Source organism: Enterobacter sp. ODB01, from assembly GCF_001623605.1.
In the GTDB taxonomy this organism is placed as follows: Bacteria; Pseudomonadota; Gammaproteobacteria; order Enterobacterales; family Enterobacteriaceae; genus Enterobacter; species Enterobacter kobei.
The window spans coordinates 2622340-2636107 of record NZ_CP015227.1 but is presented as its reverse complement, the minus strand read 5'-3'; the positions used below and the strand labels follow the sequence as shown (position 1 = coordinate 2636107).

Here is a 13768-nt window from a genome sequence, read left to right as displayed (position 1 = left end):
ATTTCACACTCCGGTTTTCAGGCTGCATTCATGCCGGAAAAGCCTCCGGCAGCATTGTCATTTTCAACTGGCGGGTTCAGCGCGACATATTCCCCCGCCGGAACATCTTTACTTTTTCCTTTTCCCGTTCGGAAAAAGAAAAAATAAAAAAATCCTGTCAGCGGTGATCGCAATGCAGTTGCTTTCAGATTTGCCCGGAACGGTTTATGCCCTTCTGGCTGCCGTCACAAATGAAAATCCGGTATTAATATTTTTAATTTATGCGGCCGTCCTGCTGTGGATGATACTGACCCTGCCGCGGCCGTAGAGGAGCGGGAAAACAACGCGTCTCCCGCTACTGCATGCCCGGCTCAGGAGCCGCCTGAGTCCGCGCGCCGCGACATCAGGACCTGTACCCCCTGCCCGGACACCATGGCCATCAGGGCGTCCTCTGCCTGACGGTTGCCCTGCGAGGCCTGAAGCCGGAGGGTGGAAACCTGCTGCGAGAGCGCATCCAGCAGGGTTACCGGCGCGCTGGCCGGGGCCTTCGTCTGCAGACGGGAAGCGGCGCAGCCGCTCAGCAGCACGATGCCGCAGGCAAGGATGAACACATGGCGTAACGTCATGAGCCCTCCCTGGCGCTGCCGTACCCGCCGGCAGCCCCCCCTGCCTGATTCAGCAGGCTGTCAAACAGGGCATTGTGAATGGACTGGCAGCGGCTGGTCAGGCGTGACTGATAGATATTGTCCATGACAGAGCGCATGTCGCTGCTGAGCTGGTCCCGGACCATCAGGTAGTGCGTTGCCCGGCCAATATCAGCGTTAAGCGCGCCGGTCTGACGCGAATATTCCGTCTGGCTGTACGTTTTCAGCATATTCAGGTTATTCAGACAGGTCCCCATATCGCTGCCGTACAGCTTATTCAGTGCGCTATTATCCTGAGCGGCCACGGCACTGCCGCTCATAAAAAGAATGCAGAATATCCCGGGTAAGATCCCGTCAGTTATTTTCACGTCAATTCCTTATATTTAAAATTAAGGTATTTTAATTAACCCAACGACTCGCCGTCGCTGTCAATAGTGTCATGGCAATTTAAACGGGGCATATAAAAATAAAAATGCCGGGTATTCGTCGACACCCTTGTAAAAAATACCGAAACAATTTGTCATGATAAAAATAAGCAGACTTCGCCGGTTTAATATTACGCCTCCCGCGCAATTATTATCCCTTGCTGACGCTCAGCGTAAATTTCAGCAGGGAGTAACCGAACAGGCCCTCAGGGAGCTGCTCCGGCGGATAAACATCCGAGGCCATACAGTACACATCCGTGACGCCTCCGCGACCGGCCAGGGTCAGCGCCTCATGGATAAGGTAGGGCAGTTTGTCATCAAACGCGGCTTTTACCCCTTTGTTGTCCCGCAGCACGCGCCCCTTCAGCACGCTCTCCTTCAGGTCGAACACCACCGGATCGCCCGGCTTCAGCTTTGCCTTCCCGGCTGCAGCCTGAACAAAAAATACGCTGCGGTTACGCTTGAGGATTTTTCGCCCCGCCGTCTCTTTCTCCAGCACCGCTTCACCTTCCCGGTACTTTCCCTCCTCACGCGATGAAAGCCTGCTGATAAGCGCCTGATAGCGTTTGTCCAGGACATCGTCAGCCAGCCGTACCTGTCCCCTGATCCCGTCGGAAACGCCGGCAATCAGCAGTGAAGGATCGGGCTCAAGGCCGAGGTTTTTTTGCAGATTCAGGGACCTGAGCAGGGTTCTGGAGAGCATCACGCCCCCGGCATACAGCTGCTCCCGGTCCTCCGTGCTGAGCGCGGGTTCGCTGTCGTTTTTCTCTGCCAGCTGTTTAGTCAGCGCGGCCACCTGGTCATTCAGCGCCCTGATCTGCTGTTTATCCTGCTCATCGGGCACGTTTTTGCTCTCAGCCGCGACGGCGTCCCCGCGCCCGGCCTGCAGGGCAGCAGGCTGTGCCGTCGGCATCATCGTCTGTTTCTGCAGCCTGTCGCGCTCAGCCGTCATGGCCGTCAGCTGTTTCCGCACATCCTCAGCCCCGGTTTTCTCCCTGTTCAGGCCATCTTCCGCGCCCTTCACCTGCGCGGTCAGCGCCGCGGCTTTCTCCTGCAGCGCGTCGCGCTCAGCCGTCATGGCCGTCAGCTGTTTTCGAACATCCTCAGCCCCGGTTTTTTCCCTGTTCAGGCCATCTTCCGCGCTCTTCACCTGTGCGGTCAGCGCCGCGGCTTTCTCCTGCAGCGCGTCGCGCTCAGCCGTCATGGCCGTCAGCTGTTTCCGCACATCCTCAGCCCCGGTTTTTTCCCTGTTCAGGCCATCTTCCGCGCCCTTCACCTGTGCGGTCAGCGCCGCGGCTTTCCCCTGCAGCGCGTCGCGCTCAGCCGTCAGTGCCGTCACGGATGCCTTCAGGCTGTCCCGGTCACGGGTCAGGGCTGCGAGCTGCGTCTGCACATGACCCTGTCCCCCGCCGGCAGCGAGCTGCGCCCGGAGCGCGTCACGCTCATGGCTGACGGTGGCCATCTGTTCCCGCACCGAGGCCAGCGCGGCCCCGTTTTTTTCCGCATCCTGCACAAGCCTGTCCCGCTCAGCCCGCATGGCCGAAAGCCGGGCCTCCTGCTGTGAGGTGGCGGTCTGCATACCCGCGGTCTGCGCCCGGGTATCCGCTATTTGTTTCTGCAGCTGGTCGCGCGCCCGGGTCAGGCCGGCCAGCTGCGCCTGCAGCCCGGCAGTACGCTGCGTCAGCGCCGCGTACGCCGCTTCGCGCTTCGCAAGGGTTTCTCTTAACCGTGCCGTCTCTTCGCTGAGCGCGCCGGAGGCGGCCTGCTGCTCTGCCAGCTGCGCCTTTATCCGGGCCAGCTCATCTGACGCGGCCGCCTTTGCCCCCGAAGCCACCGGCGTCCCGGCAATCGCCGCCACGTCGGCTTTGACGGACAGGGCATGATTCAGCAGGGTCAGGTGCCGGAGCTCCTCGCGCACCCGCTCTGTCTCCCTGCCGGCGTTCTCTTTAGCGTCCTCAGCCCTGCTCAGCGCCTGCCGCGCCGTCGCAAGCTCCCCGCTGAGGCGCTCCGTCTGCGCGCGCAGGGCCGCCAGGGTCGTGTCCCGGTCCCGCTGCCCGGCGGTGGGCGCCGCCGTCTGGCGCTGCAGTGTCGCGTTTTCTTTCTGCGCCTGCGCCAGGCGCCGCTTCAGCAACGCCGCGTCGGCGCTGTGCGCCTCCCCCGCCCGGCGGGCCGGATGAGGCACGGAACGGGGCGGCGCCCCGGACTGCGGCCGGGCCCCGGAGGAGGCTGCCGGCGGGGCCTGCTTCTGAAGCGCCGGTGCACTTACCGGCGGCGGTACAGGAACATCGCCCACGGCGGACAAAAAGTCCGCCGGGTCCGCGGCCCGGGCCTGCACCGGACCGCACAACAGGATCCCTGCCACAAGCAGGCTCAGGTACGAACGGTGAAAACCAGAACGTTCAGATTGCATTAAGGCTGCGCCTCCTTAACCCGGCTGCCCTGCTTAAGTTCCTGAAGCAGAAGCTGCGAAACAGTGTTACACGCATCATTCACCCGGAACTGATAAAGCGGCGTGATGGTATCCGTCGTCGCGGCGCTCAGGTTGCCGGCAACCGACGCGTAATATTTTGCCCCCCGGATATCTTCGTAAAGGGCGTTGACCTGCTCCCGGTATTTTTCAGGACTGAGTTTGATCAGCTGACCGGCCTCAAACAGGCAGGTACTCAGCTGTGCGCTGACGTCCTTTCCCGCCGGCGGCGTGACCGTCGCCTGCCCCGTGACGGGCCGCGAGCTCTGCGGCGTGACCGTCGATTTCTTACCGGTTTTCAGGTTTGCACATCCGCCCAGAACCATCACTGCCATCATCATCACTGCCATTCCTGCTGTTTTCATTTTTAACCTTTTTTCATGGAGTTAACGCTACCCTGGCCACGGGCCAGCCTTTTCCCGGGCAGATTATCACCCGTGCGGCATAAAATCATTCTCCGGAGCGGGAGAAACCTCACCACACGACAAAAAGCAAAAAAAGCAGGCACACCAGCCCCGCCCAGACCAGCAGAAAGATATCTGACTCCCGCATCATTCCCTCTCATCCCGTCCTCACCAGCGCCCCATCGCGATCGTAGCGCACCCGGATCCGCAGCGGCCCGTCATACCTTAACTGCTCGCGAAGCAGCAGCCGCCTGTATCCGAGACGGGTTCCGTAGACACGGTACTCCAGCGGATCCATCACGTGACGCAGGACGCCGTTGCGGATAACGCCGGTCTTGACCAGTTCAACCCGGAACCCGCCCGTACGCCAGCCGGAGGACGACAGCAGCGTCGCCTCCCGCGGCGTTGTTTTTTCCGGGCTGACCCTGACCCACACCCCGTTCACGTCGGTTCGTGCCAGCAGATAGCGGTGCCGCAGCCCCCGCATGCTCCACATGCCGCCTGAAGACGGCGTGCTGAACATGCGCCCGGGCCCGTACTCCGGAACCTGCAGGGACGCAATCACCGTCCCCACCGGCAGGGAGTCATCCACCACCAGGGGATCCGCAAACGCGTAGCGCGTCACCGCCTGTTCCGGCCCGGACGTGACGTCCCGGTGTGCCCTGACATGCCGGCTGCACACCAGCGCCGTCACAAAAATCATCAGAAGTCCCCCCAGACCGGCCAGCCTCACGGGAAAACGTCCGCCCCTGGCTCCCTCTCTCAGCATGGCGTCCCTGCCAGTCTCACCGTCGCCGCGGTCGCCCTGCGCCCGTTTATTATCATGGCCTGCTTTCCCCGTAAAGCTGTCGCGTCAGCTTCTCATCCCGCGCCTCCCTGTAGCGGTCGGTCCAGCAGGTCCGGCTGGCGCTTTCACAGTGCTCCCCGGTGGTCAGCGTAAAATCCCGCGTGTTCATGCTGAGCGTACCGCTGACCATCTGCATCAGACGCGACTGCGCCTGTTCGCCGAGCCACTGCCGGGTCAGGCCCATGGACAGCCCTTCATGGTCAGCGCAGAAGCCGCCCCGGCCGTCACAGACCACCCCGGCCTCCGGGCTCCAGACCCGATCGTTTTCCGCCGCCCGGACCGTCGTCATCCAGCCTGCCAGCAGGACAAGCAGTCCCGGGAGCCAGGACGCCTTACTCTTTTGTGCTCGCATTCTTCACCTCTTTAGTTATTAGCGGAGCCGGAAAATCAGCCACACCAGAAGACCCGTGCCCGCCAGAACGGGCAGCACCGGATCGCCTGACAGATACTGAAGCGCCGTCCTGAGACAGACCTGCGCATTTTCACATGTCCCCATCATTTACCCCGTTTATGTCCGACACCGTGAACAGCTGCCAGAGCCGGTAAGCCCCCCGGCGGCTGCCCTCCGGCGACAGTTTTCGGACGGCCCGCGAGCGGTGCGTGTAGAGCGTTTTGGATGACAGTCCCGTCAGGCAGGCCTGAACCGGAACGCTGATGCCTTCCAGCGTCATCTGCAGGCTCTGCAGCTCGCGCGGGCTGAGACCGGTCACGCCGGCCGCGGGCAGCGGCCGGACGTGCGGACCGGTGTACCCGCTCCCCTTCCCCCAGCGCTTCAGCACGGTCCGTAACGTGCTGACCGGCGCGCGCGCCGGCAGGATCCGGATCGGATCCGTGCGGACCCTGTCCCCCACGATTTTTCTCAGCGTGTCAAAGATCCAGACCTGCTCCGCCCCGCAGACCAGCAGCACGGACGCCGCTGAGCCCGCATTCATCAGCCATCCGAACAGCTTTATCTGCGCCAGCAGCTCCCGCAGGGACGGGGAGAGGAAAAACAGGATCCGCGCCGGGGGAACCTGACGCAGGACCTCCAGCACGTCGCTGCGGTACTCACGCCCGCTCAGCAGGACCGTCTCCCCGGGCGCACAGCCGGACTCCGCTAACAGGGCGGCAGTGCCTGACCGGGTCAGCGTACAGGCCGATATCACCCAGGTACCCGGGCGTTTGCGCGACAGGGCGTCCATTACCGGTCATGCTCCGCGCTCAGGAAAAAGCGGCTGAAAAGGCCGCCCAGCAGGCCGCCGGCAAGCGGTGCCACCCAGAAGAGCCACAGCTGCCCAAGCCACTCCCCGCCCGCAAAGAGCGCCATCGCGGTGCTGCGCGCCGGGTTAACCGACGTGTTGTCCACGGGAATGGAAATCAGGTGGATGAGCGTCAGACAGAACCCGATAGCCAGCGGCGCCATCATGGCAGGCGCCTTCGGATGCGTGGCCCCCATAATGACCACCACGAACACCGCGGTCAGGATGACCTCGGTCAGCAGGGCGGAGGTCAGGGTAAATCCTGCCGGCGACTGCGCGCCAAACCCGTTGGATGCAAACCCGGCGTGCACGTTAAAGCCGGGCGCCCCGCGGGCGATAAGGTAAATCGCACCGGCTCCCGCGAGTCCGCCCAGGACCTGTGCCAGAACGTAGGGCACAAGCTCCCGCGCCGGAAAACGCCCGCCTGCCCACAGCCCCAGCGAAACCGCCGGGTTGAAATGGGCGCCTGAAATATGCCCCAGGGCATACGCCCCGGTCAGGACAGTCAGCCCGAACGCAAGCGCCACGCCGGCAAAGCCAATGCCCAGGTCCGGAAACCCTGCCGCCAGTACCGCACTGCCACACCCTCCCAGTACCAGCCAGAAGGTCCCTGTCATTTCTGCTATCAGTTTTTTCAGCATGTTGTTTCCTTTTCTCAGTCAGTACCGGCACGCGCCGGTCTCTCAGTAACCGGACACCGGTCAGGCTGGTATCCAGATCCAAATCGTTCGCATCACCATCAGGCTTACCGCCGCCGCGGGCAGCGCGACCACGACGCAGCACATACGCACGTGGCGCACCAGATTGACCAGGACCACCGCCGCCGTAAGCAGCACCCCGCTCTGCAGCACGGCCCCGGGCCAGGCAGGCGAGGCATGGCGCAGCCACTCCGTCGCGGCCAGGCCGCAGGTCACCCAGACCAGCAACAGCAACAGCGCGGGGAACAGGTCAACATCCCCGCCCGTCACGCGCTCCAGCAGCCCCGGGCGGTGAAACATCCAGCGCCGGCGGGGCACCGGCTGAAGCACAATAAAACAGTACACGCCGGCCGTGAGGACAAGCCCCAGCGCACACCAGCAGAGCGCCAGCCAGGCCGGACGCATCAGCGCATCCACATGTATCAGCGACATGCCTTTCCTCCGTCTTCCCGCCAGCACAGCGTGGCCGGGATCCCCATTCCGGCACCTGCCGGGCCGCGATAAGGTACGGCGCGACTGCCCGGCCCCGATGCCACGGACGTGTGCAGCTCGGTTCCCCCGAGCCGGCTGTCCAGCCACTGCCAGCCCGGACTCAGCAGCAACAGCAACCCGGCCAGAATAAGCCCTCCCGGCGCGCCCCATTCCCGCAGCCATTCCCGCAGCCCCGGGCGGCAGTGCATACGGGTACGCCAGTGCACCACCCAGCGGTACATCTGCCAGGCAAAGAGGCCGCTGACGGACGTCAGCGCCAGAACGCTCAGCACCGGCTGCCAGATCCCGGCGGTCTGGTGCAGCCAGAGCACCAGATGCAGGGCCATACTCTCGCTGCCCACGGCAGGTTTTTACCCGACCGTCCGGGGACGGCGGCCCAGGAACAGGTCCCGTGCATCAAGGAAAGCCTTGTTCGGACTCGCATGACGGCTCTTGCGGGGCGCGGCAACCGGCGCGGGTTTAGGCGCCGGGACGTTATCCTCACAAACGTCATGAATCATCATAAAGAGCACATTTCTGCCGCTTCCCACTCTCACAACTGTTTTCTCCGAGCGAATGACGTCAGCAGGCACGGCGGTGGCTAAATAGGTCATGACATCCGCGGCCCGGCGGGGCGTGACGTGAAACGCCTGGGCAATATCATCCCGGGTGAAGGGCTGCTGTCTCTGAAGCCCCCACCAGGCCACTGCCATATAAAAAGCAGGCGACTGAAGATGAGAAATACAGGCAGGAAGCGAAAAGGAGCCATGATTTGACTGGCGACCCGCAACCTCCCCTGCGGGTTTATTATTTCCGCCATCTCGTTGAATATTACTGAGCAGATTCTTATTCATCTTACCTCTCCACATAATAATCAAAATCAGATAAAACAGACGTAGCCATCCGCTCCTGAAAAACAGGAGTTTATATTCCCGTCAGGGATCGTTTATTTACAACACACGCCCCGTCTCCCTGAGTGCGCCATGGAGCGGTATTACTGAATAACTACATTCACTTTTGCATCAGATTTAACACGACCAGTAAGCAGTACCTTGTTGGTATCATGGCACAAGGAGAAATAAAGTTCTTTCTGCGCATTATTTACCCCTAAAGTCAAATCCTTTAATTTATAATCAGTGCTCACTTCGCCATTAAACGTCATTGTGGACGTATTGCAGGATGACGTGGATGAGTCAGTTCCGCCCGTGATATAAAGCGACGAATTATCCGTGGCCAGCTTTTTGGTATTACTCTCATAAAGCCCGTGAGATCCTGGCTCAAACGTCAGATACATTCCGCGGTTAATATCTGCAGAGCCGTTGCCAACATCGCAGCTGGTCTGTAATGCGGTCTGTGCAGTCGCAATCTGGGTGTCAGTTTCGTTTGTTAAAATATTGTCGCCGAAATTTACCGTCTGTGGTGGCGTAATCGAACAGGATGTTGGCCTTGCGACAAGGTTGAAATTAAAAGTTACATCTGTAGCCGCTGCCTGGTTTGTCGGGTCTGTATTTCCAGAGCATGACATATGGTATGTTGCTGAATATGCGCCAGGAATTGCATTAGCCCCCACAATAACCTGAAGCTTTGTGTCTCCGGTTATATGCAGGTAAACAGTGTCCTGTCCCTTTTGCCATTTAACATTAAAACCCACAAAACCCAGGGGGTTTATAGGATAATCTATGACGGACATAGAGCCTGCATTAGCAGAATATCCCTCAACTGCACTTCCAGTTATGGAAGATACGTGCCCTCCCTGACCTATATTCCCTATCCAGTTCATTATTGTATCTGCCTCATAATGGCCAGGTCTTATCAATGCGCATGACAACTGCGGGGCTGTAGCTGAAACTATTTGAGAATAGTTACTCAATCGTAAATCTAAATATCCGCGATGATCGTAATACATCGTACCAGGAGGGCTGGATGTAGTAAGCCCTTGAATCCCCCCACTAATTACACCATTCGAATTATAAATACCAGAATCATACCAACTAGTAACACTGCCGCTTAGCCATGCAGTTGTCGTACCTGAATCAGGAATAGTAATATCCGTCGCAAAAGCCCCTCCCGGTTTTAATATTAACATCAACATTAAAACCGGCATTTTACCCGGGACGCGTAAAACGGCTAGGAGCCCACGGCATAATAAATTCATTCTTTTTCACTCCCTTCTTTCTACTTTATTTTTTCAGCATAAAACTCATCACTAAAAAAATAAAAATTAAAATTCGCAAGTACTGCTTCTCAGTATAAGTGTTTTCACTTGAAATTAGAAAACAGCACTATTCTCTCGGGTTGGGTCGCCGTTTTCATCAATAACCCGCCATGTCAGATGATTTCCGCCTGTGTTTTCAGGAATGGTATAGTCAGCCTCACCAAAAGGCGGCACCATCTGACGGAAGCTCTCTTCCGGCACGTTATATCCTCCGGCCTTCAGAGAATAAAACGTTATCCAGAGCGGTCCCGGATTATTCACTTTCAGCACGCTGCCCTGGCGATGAAATTTAAGCAAGGCGGCAGCCTGAGCGACCCGGCTGTCTTTCAGCGTTGCCGGCCGGTAAAACAGCTTGACGTTATAGGTCAGCACAACATCTGTCTGACCGTAATCCGGACGCTTCTTTGTCTCTTTCTCTTTTGACGGAATGAACTTGAAAGACAGGAGGTAAAGACTTTCCCTGTCCTGCACCTGAACCGGCTTTGTCTTAATCAGCTGGAACCCGTAACGCCCGCCCGCCACCGTTTTCACCAGAGGCTGCTTCAGGAAAAACGGCGTCTGTTCATTAACAACATCCCCGGTTTTCGGATCGATACCCCTGACCCAGGCCTGCACCAGATAGCTTTCCCGGGTCTTGTTTTTCAGCGTCAGGCCAATCTGCCGGGTCCCTTCCTTAAAGACATACCGGGTCCGGTCCGTGCCAACGCCGCTGAGGGACGTATCGGTGTTTGACGGAATGGCCAGAACGCTGCTGATCCCGGCCGCCATCAGCATCACAAAGACGGTGATGCTTCGCCACTGTTGCGTCATCATGCCGGCCCCTTACTGACAGACCGCGGTCACGCTGACCGGTACGCCGTCCTGACGCTCTGCAGGCAGGCGATACGGAACACTACAGTGCGCCCCCGCATCACTTCCCCACTGTACGTTAAGACGCCCCTCGTCAGGCAGACCGGTCATGAAGAGCTGTCCGGCATCACCTACAATGCCGCTGGCTGCCTGCTGCCCATCTTCCTGACCGGCTGCGTCCAGGACCGCCATGGCCCCGAACGGAACAGGTTTACCGTTAAACGTCAGGTTCAGCATCGCCTGACGGCCGACCTGGGTACGGTAATTCGCCATCACCACCGCACCACGGGTCGGCACGACGCGGGCTGAGGTCATATCCATGGCCACATCGTTGCCGATATTGGACGGATCAATCGTGACCTCCGTGCTCCGGTACGGCGTCAGGTACGGCACGATGGCATAGCCCCGCCAGTCCGTTTTCACCCCGCTCTGGCTGTTGACCTTCACGCCGGAGGCACCCGGCGCGCGGACAATCGCAATGGTTTCACCCGGCTCCTGGCCAAGCGTGATGCCGTGCGGGTGGGCGACGATGCCGCCACTCATGCCGTAGGTCAGCTGCTGCTGCGTTTTGCCGTAGTTATACCCGCCCGTCAGCGACGCCACGCTGCCGTTGTAGGTCGCGTTCATGCTGCCGCCGTAGCCCTGTCCGTGATTGCCGGTGCTCTGGTTCAGGTTGTAGTTAAGCTGGTTGTCCGACAGCGCCGAGCCGCTCACCCCGACCTGCTGACTGGTATTGTGGTCCTGGTCAGTCGCGATGGAGTAGTTCATATTCATGCTGCTGCCGGCATACGCATCCGGTCCGGACAGGAAGCGGCTGAGCGGTACTGACATGTTGAAAAACAGCCGCTTATCGGTTTTGCTCCCGCTGTCGCTGTTTTTACTCTGGCTGAGGTTAAGCCCGTAGCTGATGCCGTAAATCGTGGTGTTATACCCCGCGTTGTAGGTGCGCTCCGTTCCATTACGCCCCCAGTAATCACGCTGCGTGCCGGAGAGATAAACAGAGCCAAAGTTATCCAGGGACTGGTTCAGGGCCACCTGGAACTCGCTGCGGGGGCGGTAATAGGACGTCCAGCCGTTCTCCGCATTGCGGTCGCGATAGGTGTTCGCATCCTGGAAGCTGTAGTAACCCTCGGTTGAATAACGGTAGGCGGCAAGCGTCACCGTCGTCCCGGTATCCAGCATACTTTTTGAGTAACGGATACGGTAAGACTGCCCCTGGGACTTATCCCCGTCGGTCAGCGTCGCGTTTGCCTGCGTGGCATCGAGCGACATCGCCCCCCACTCACCCAGACTCACTCCCACACCACCGGTTGCAGCCAGATATTTCTGGGCCGCCAGCAGGCCGACATACGGCGTGACGCTGTGCGGCATACCGTAAATCAGGGTTGCCTGGGCAAACTTCGCTTCCCGCAGGCTGTTGCCGCCGCCGCTGTCGCGCAGCTCCCCCATCGTCATGCCATATTTCACCTGCCCTTCACGCTGCATGATGGCAACGGACGAATAGGCCTGCGTGAAGCGCCGCTCGCTGCCGTCTTTTTCTTTCACGGTGACCTGAAGGTCACCGCTGTCGGTCGACGGATACAAATCCTTAATTTCAAAAGGCCCGGGCGGCACGTAGGCCTGATAAATGATGCTGCCGCTCTGGCGTACGGTCACCTGTGCATCCGAGTTCGCCACGCCCCGGATAATGGGGGCAAATCCGCGCAGACTGTCCGGCAGCATGCCCTGGTCGGAGGCAAGCTGCACCCCGCGGAACGGCACGCTGTCGAAGACATCACCCGGCGTGGAATACTCCCCCGCCAGAAACTCCCCCTGCAGCGACTTCACATCGTGCGCAAGGTAGGTATTGATGCTGTTAAAGTGAGACTGCGTGCTCTGCCCGCTGCTGTTACGGTTCCAGGTGGAATAGTTTCTCAGGCGCCAGCCCATCAGGTTCAGGCCGCTGCGCAGGTTGGCGTACTGGCCGTCCGAGCTTGCCATCGAGGCGCTGTCACCCCGGTAGCTGGTGTGGTTGCCGGTGATGTTGTAATCCAGGATGGCAGCCGGCACCCCTTCATCCCAGCTATCCGGATCTACGTATCCCTGCGCGCGCGCCTGCATCAGCGCCTGCGGAATGGTGATATTCAGGCGCTGGGTGGCGAAATCAAACTGCGTCGTTGCCGCCGGAACAAACTGCCCCAGGGGGGCCAGCGCGGTCTCCGCGGGCGTGTCCCGGAGGGCCGGAATGGCCTTATCGTTGAGCCCCAGATTGCGGTATTCCTTCAGTACCAGGGACGGATCAAGCTCGGTCCCCTTGCCGGCCACGAAGTTAACATCCCGGGTGGTCATGTACTGACCGTTCAGGTAAATATCTACACGGTAGATGCCCGGCAGCTGACCGCCGTCTTCAAAGCGGGACAGGTCAACCTGCTTCATGTCACTGCCTTCAGGCGCGCCCAGAGAAAGTAACGCAGGATTGAAATACTCAGCCGCCGGAACAGCGCTACTGGAAAGCGCGGACAACAGTATGATTTTTATCCCCGCCGCCAGAACGGACAAAGGAAAGCACTCCCTGCCATACACAGGCAGTTTATTTTTATTCATGGTAAAACCTTTTAAATAATAAAAAGAGAAGCTATCCCGTTTAAAGCGACAAGTTAATTTCAGGTCAAACAAAAGTAGAGCAGCCGGCCAGTCATAAGCCGGCATTGATTTACATAGTTATTAATACCCCCCCAAAGGAAAGGGACTGCCGTAAATAGCTGACGCTTTAAATACACGTTGGGTGAGAGCACTTAATAAAACTAAATGTTGTCAACCAAAACGGCAGGGGTCACACCTCCAAATTCATTTATAGTTTGATACTTCAGAGGACCAGTAGCGCCTTCAGGAATCGTATAGGATTGGAGCCCAAATGGAGGAACCATCTCCGCGACATCCTTGACGCTACGCCCTGCGATAACAATCTTATTAAATGTAATATAATAAGGCGTAACATTTTTAACCATCAATCTATCCCCGACTTTAGAGAAGGTTAATTTTTTATAAGCCTCAGTAGACCCTCCGGTTAACCCTGAAGGCCTATAAAAAACCTTGATGGTATTAGTAAATGAAAATGAGATTTTATTTTTATCAATATCACCATTATCACTAATAGCTGCTGGAATTGCCTTGGCGTTGAAATAAAAAACCGACTCACGATTTTTTGGGAAGTCATTACCTAAGATAAATATCTTTACATAATTACTCCCTGGATCTTGCCGATAAAGAGGAGGGCTAACCGAAAAAGGTACTTTACCCCCATATTTCTTAGCATCACTTTCTTTATAAAATGAAACCCATGACTGTATAAGCACAGGTACATTCGAAGTATTTAAAACCTTAATTCCGCTTCCTTCCCCTTCATTTATAACAATTCTATTTTTTGCGAGAGAAAAGCCACCAGAAAAACAAAAATGTGAAGTCAACATAAAACAACAGCAAAACAACACCTTAATTAATTTATTTTTCATATATATTCGCACTCGTTGTTTAGCCCCGCTAAGCGCAGGG

17 protein-coding genes are annotated in these 13768 nt (G+C 58.0%); all 17 read right to left on the bottom strand.

All coding sequences use genetic code 11. The features are described from left to right. Nucleotides 1-17 precede the first annotated feature (17 nt). A complete protein-coding gene (locus tag A4308_RS22495; RefSeq protein WP_156491229.1) occupies nt 18-173 on the bottom strand; it encodes a hypothetical protein in 156 nt (51 codons plus the stop codon). Nucleotides 174-350: 177 nt separating this feature from the next. Then, nucleotides 351-605: a hypothetical protein gene (locus A4308_RS12505; RefSeq protein ID WP_063308603.1), complete on the bottom strand. Its 255-nt coding sequence runs from the start codon at nt 603-605 to the stop codon at nt 351-353. Beyond that, nucleotides 602-991 (bottom strand): hypothetical protein, encoded by a 390-nt coding sequence (locus tag A4308_RS12500; protein ID WP_063308602.1) that lies wholly within the window; start codon nt 989-991, stop codon nt 602-604. The genes A4308_RS12505 and A4308_RS12500 overlap by 4 nt, the downstream gene beginning before the upstream one ends. A gap of 208 nt (nt 992-1199) precedes the next feature. Further along, nucleotides 1200-3458: a hypothetical protein gene (locus A4308_RS22290; RefSeq protein ID WP_063308601.1), complete on the bottom strand. Its 2259-nt coding sequence runs from the start codon at nt 3456-3458 to the stop codon at nt 1200-1202. Then, the gene (locus A4308_RS22490; RefSeq protein ID WP_156491228.1) at nt 3458-3880 is read right to left on the bottom strand and encodes a hypothetical protein; all 423 of its coding nucleotides are present in this window, start codon (nt 3878-3880) and stop codon (nt 3458-3460) included. Before A4308_RS22490 ends, A4308_RS22290 begins: the two co-directional genes overlap by 1 nt. Before the next feature lie 196 nt (nt 3881-4076). Then, nucleotides 4077-4622, bottom strand: a complete 546-nt coding sequence (locus A4308_RS12485) for a hypothetical protein (protein WP_063308600.1) — start codon at nt 4620-4622, stop codon at nt 4077-4079. Nucleotides 4623-4740: 118 nt separating this feature from the next. Beyond that, nucleotides 4741-5118 carry a YcgJ family protein gene (locus A4308_RS12480; RefSeq protein ID WP_063308599.1) on the bottom strand — a complete coding sequence of 126 codons (378 nt, stop codon included), beginning with the start codon at nt 5116-5118 and terminating at the stop codon, nt 4741-4743. Between the two features lie 18 nt (nt 5119-5136). Then, complete coding sequence (locus tag A4308_RS22895; RefSeq protein ID WP_269447068.1) at nt 5137-5265, bottom strand: hypothetical protein; 129 nt, start codon at nt 5263-5265, stop codon at nt 5137-5139. Continuing rightward, nucleotides 5249-5947 carry a helix-turn-helix transcriptional regulator gene (locus A4308_RS12475; protein ID WP_063308598.1) on the bottom strand — a complete coding sequence of 233 codons (699 nt, stop codon included), beginning with the start codon at nt 5945-5947 and terminating at the stop codon, nt 5249-5251. Before A4308_RS12475 ends, A4308_RS22895 begins: the two co-directional genes overlap by 17 nt. Then, complete coding sequence (aqpZ, locus tag A4308_RS12470; RefSeq protein ID WP_063308774.1) at nt 5947-6642, bottom strand: aquaporin Z; 696 nt, start codon at nt 6640-6642, stop codon at nt 5947-5949. The genes A4308_RS12475 and aqpZ overlap by 1 nt, the downstream gene beginning before the upstream one ends. Before the next feature lie 63 nt (nt 6643-6705). After that, nucleotides 6706-7134: a hypothetical protein gene (locus tag A4308_RS12465; RefSeq protein ID WP_063308597.1), complete on the bottom strand. Its 429-nt coding sequence runs from the start codon at nt 7132-7134 to the stop codon at nt 6706-6708. Beyond that, the gene (locus A4308_RS12460; protein ID WP_063308596.1) at nt 7125-7520 is read right to left on the bottom strand and encodes a hypothetical protein; all 396 of its coding nucleotides are present in this window, start codon (nt 7518-7520) and stop codon (nt 7125-7127) included. Before A4308_RS12460 ends, A4308_RS12465 begins: the two co-directional genes overlap by 10 nt. A gap of 24 nt (nt 7521-7544) precedes the next feature. Then, nucleotides 7545-8027, bottom strand: coding sequence for a CaiF/GrlA family transcriptional regulator (locus tag A4308_RS12455; RefSeq protein WP_063308595.1), 483 nt, complete (start codon nt 8025-8027; stop codon nt 7545-7547). Nucleotides 8028-8167: 140 nt separating this feature from the next. Further along, a complete protein-coding gene (locus A4308_RS12450) occupies nt 8168-9328 on the bottom strand; it encodes a hypothetical protein (RefSeq protein WP_156491227.1) in 1161 nt (386 codons plus the stop codon). A gap of 114 nt (nt 9329-9442) precedes the next feature. Beyond that, nucleotides 9443-10201, bottom strand: a complete 759-nt coding sequence (locus A4308_RS12445; RefSeq protein WP_063308593.1) for a fimbrial biogenesis chaperone — start codon at nt 10199-10201, stop codon at nt 9443-9445. 9 nt (nt 10202-10210) lie between these two features. Continuing rightward, nucleotides 10211-12820, bottom strand: a complete 2610-nt coding sequence (locus A4308_RS12440; protein WP_063308592.1) for a fimbria/pilus outer membrane usher protein — start codon at nt 12818-12820, stop codon at nt 10211-10213. 200 nt (nt 12821-13020) lie between these two features. Further along, nucleotides 13021-13728 carry a fimbrial biogenesis chaperone gene (locus tag A4308_RS12435; protein ID WP_082826304.1) on the bottom strand — a complete coding sequence of 236 codons (708 nt, stop codon included), beginning with the start codon at nt 13726-13728 and terminating at the stop codon, nt 13021-13023. Nucleotides 13729-13768: the final 40 nt, after the last annotated feature.

Coding starts and splice junctions, on each gene's coding strand:
- A4308_RS12505 (WP_063308603.1), bottom strand. CDS start 605: ATGACGTTACGCCATGTGTTCATCCTTGCCTGCGGCATCGTGCTGCTG.
- A4308_RS22290 (WP_063308601.1), bottom strand. CDS start 3,458: ATGCAATCTGAACGTTCTGGTTTTCACCGTTCGTACCTGAGCCTGCTT.
- A4308_RS22490 (WP_156491228.1), bottom strand. CDS start 3,880: ATGAAAACAGCAGGAATGGCAGTGATGATGATGGCAGTGATGGTTCTG.
- A4308_RS12485 (WP_063308600.1), bottom strand. CDS start 4,622: ATGATTTTTGTGACGGCGCTGGTGTGCAGCCGGCATGTCAGGGCACAC.
- A4308_RS12480 (WP_063308599.1), bottom strand. CDS start 5,118: ATGCGAGCACAAAAGAGTAAGGCGTCCTGGCTCCCGGGACTGCTTGTC.
- A4308_RS22895 (WP_269447068.1), bottom strand. CDS start 5,265: ATGATGGGGACATGTGAAAATGCGCAGGTCTGTCTCAGGACGGCGCTT.
- A4308_RS12475 (WP_063308598.1), bottom strand. CDS start 5,947: ATGGACGCCCTGTCGCGCAAACGCCCGGGTACCTGGGTGATATCGGCC.
- A4308_RS12465 (WP_063308597.1), bottom strand. CDS start 7,134: ATGTCGCTGATACATGTGGATGCGCTGATGCGTCCGGCCTGGCTGGCG.
- A4308_RS12460 (WP_063308596.1), bottom strand. CDS start 7,520: ATGGCCCTGCATCTGGTGCTCTGGCTGCACCAGACCGCCGGGATCTGG.
- A4308_RS12455 (WP_063308595.1), bottom strand. CDS start 8,027: ATGAATAAGAATCTGCTCAGTAATATTCAACGAGATGGCGGAAATAAT.
- A4308_RS12450 (WP_156491227.1), bottom strand. CDS start 9,328: ATGAATTTATTATGCCGTGGGCTCCTAGCCGTTTTACGCGTCCCGGGT.
- A4308_RS12445 (WP_063308593.1), bottom strand. CDS start 10,201: ATGATGACGCAACAGTGGCGAAGCATCACCGTCTTTGTGATGCTGATG.
- A4308_RS12440 (WP_063308592.1), bottom strand. CDS start 12,820: ATGAATAAAAATAAACTGCCTGTGTATGGCAGGGAGTGCTTTCCTTTG.
- A4308_RS12435 (WP_082826304.1), bottom strand. CDS start 13,728: ATGAAAAATAAATTAATTAAGGTGTTGTTTTGCTGTTGTTTTATGTTG.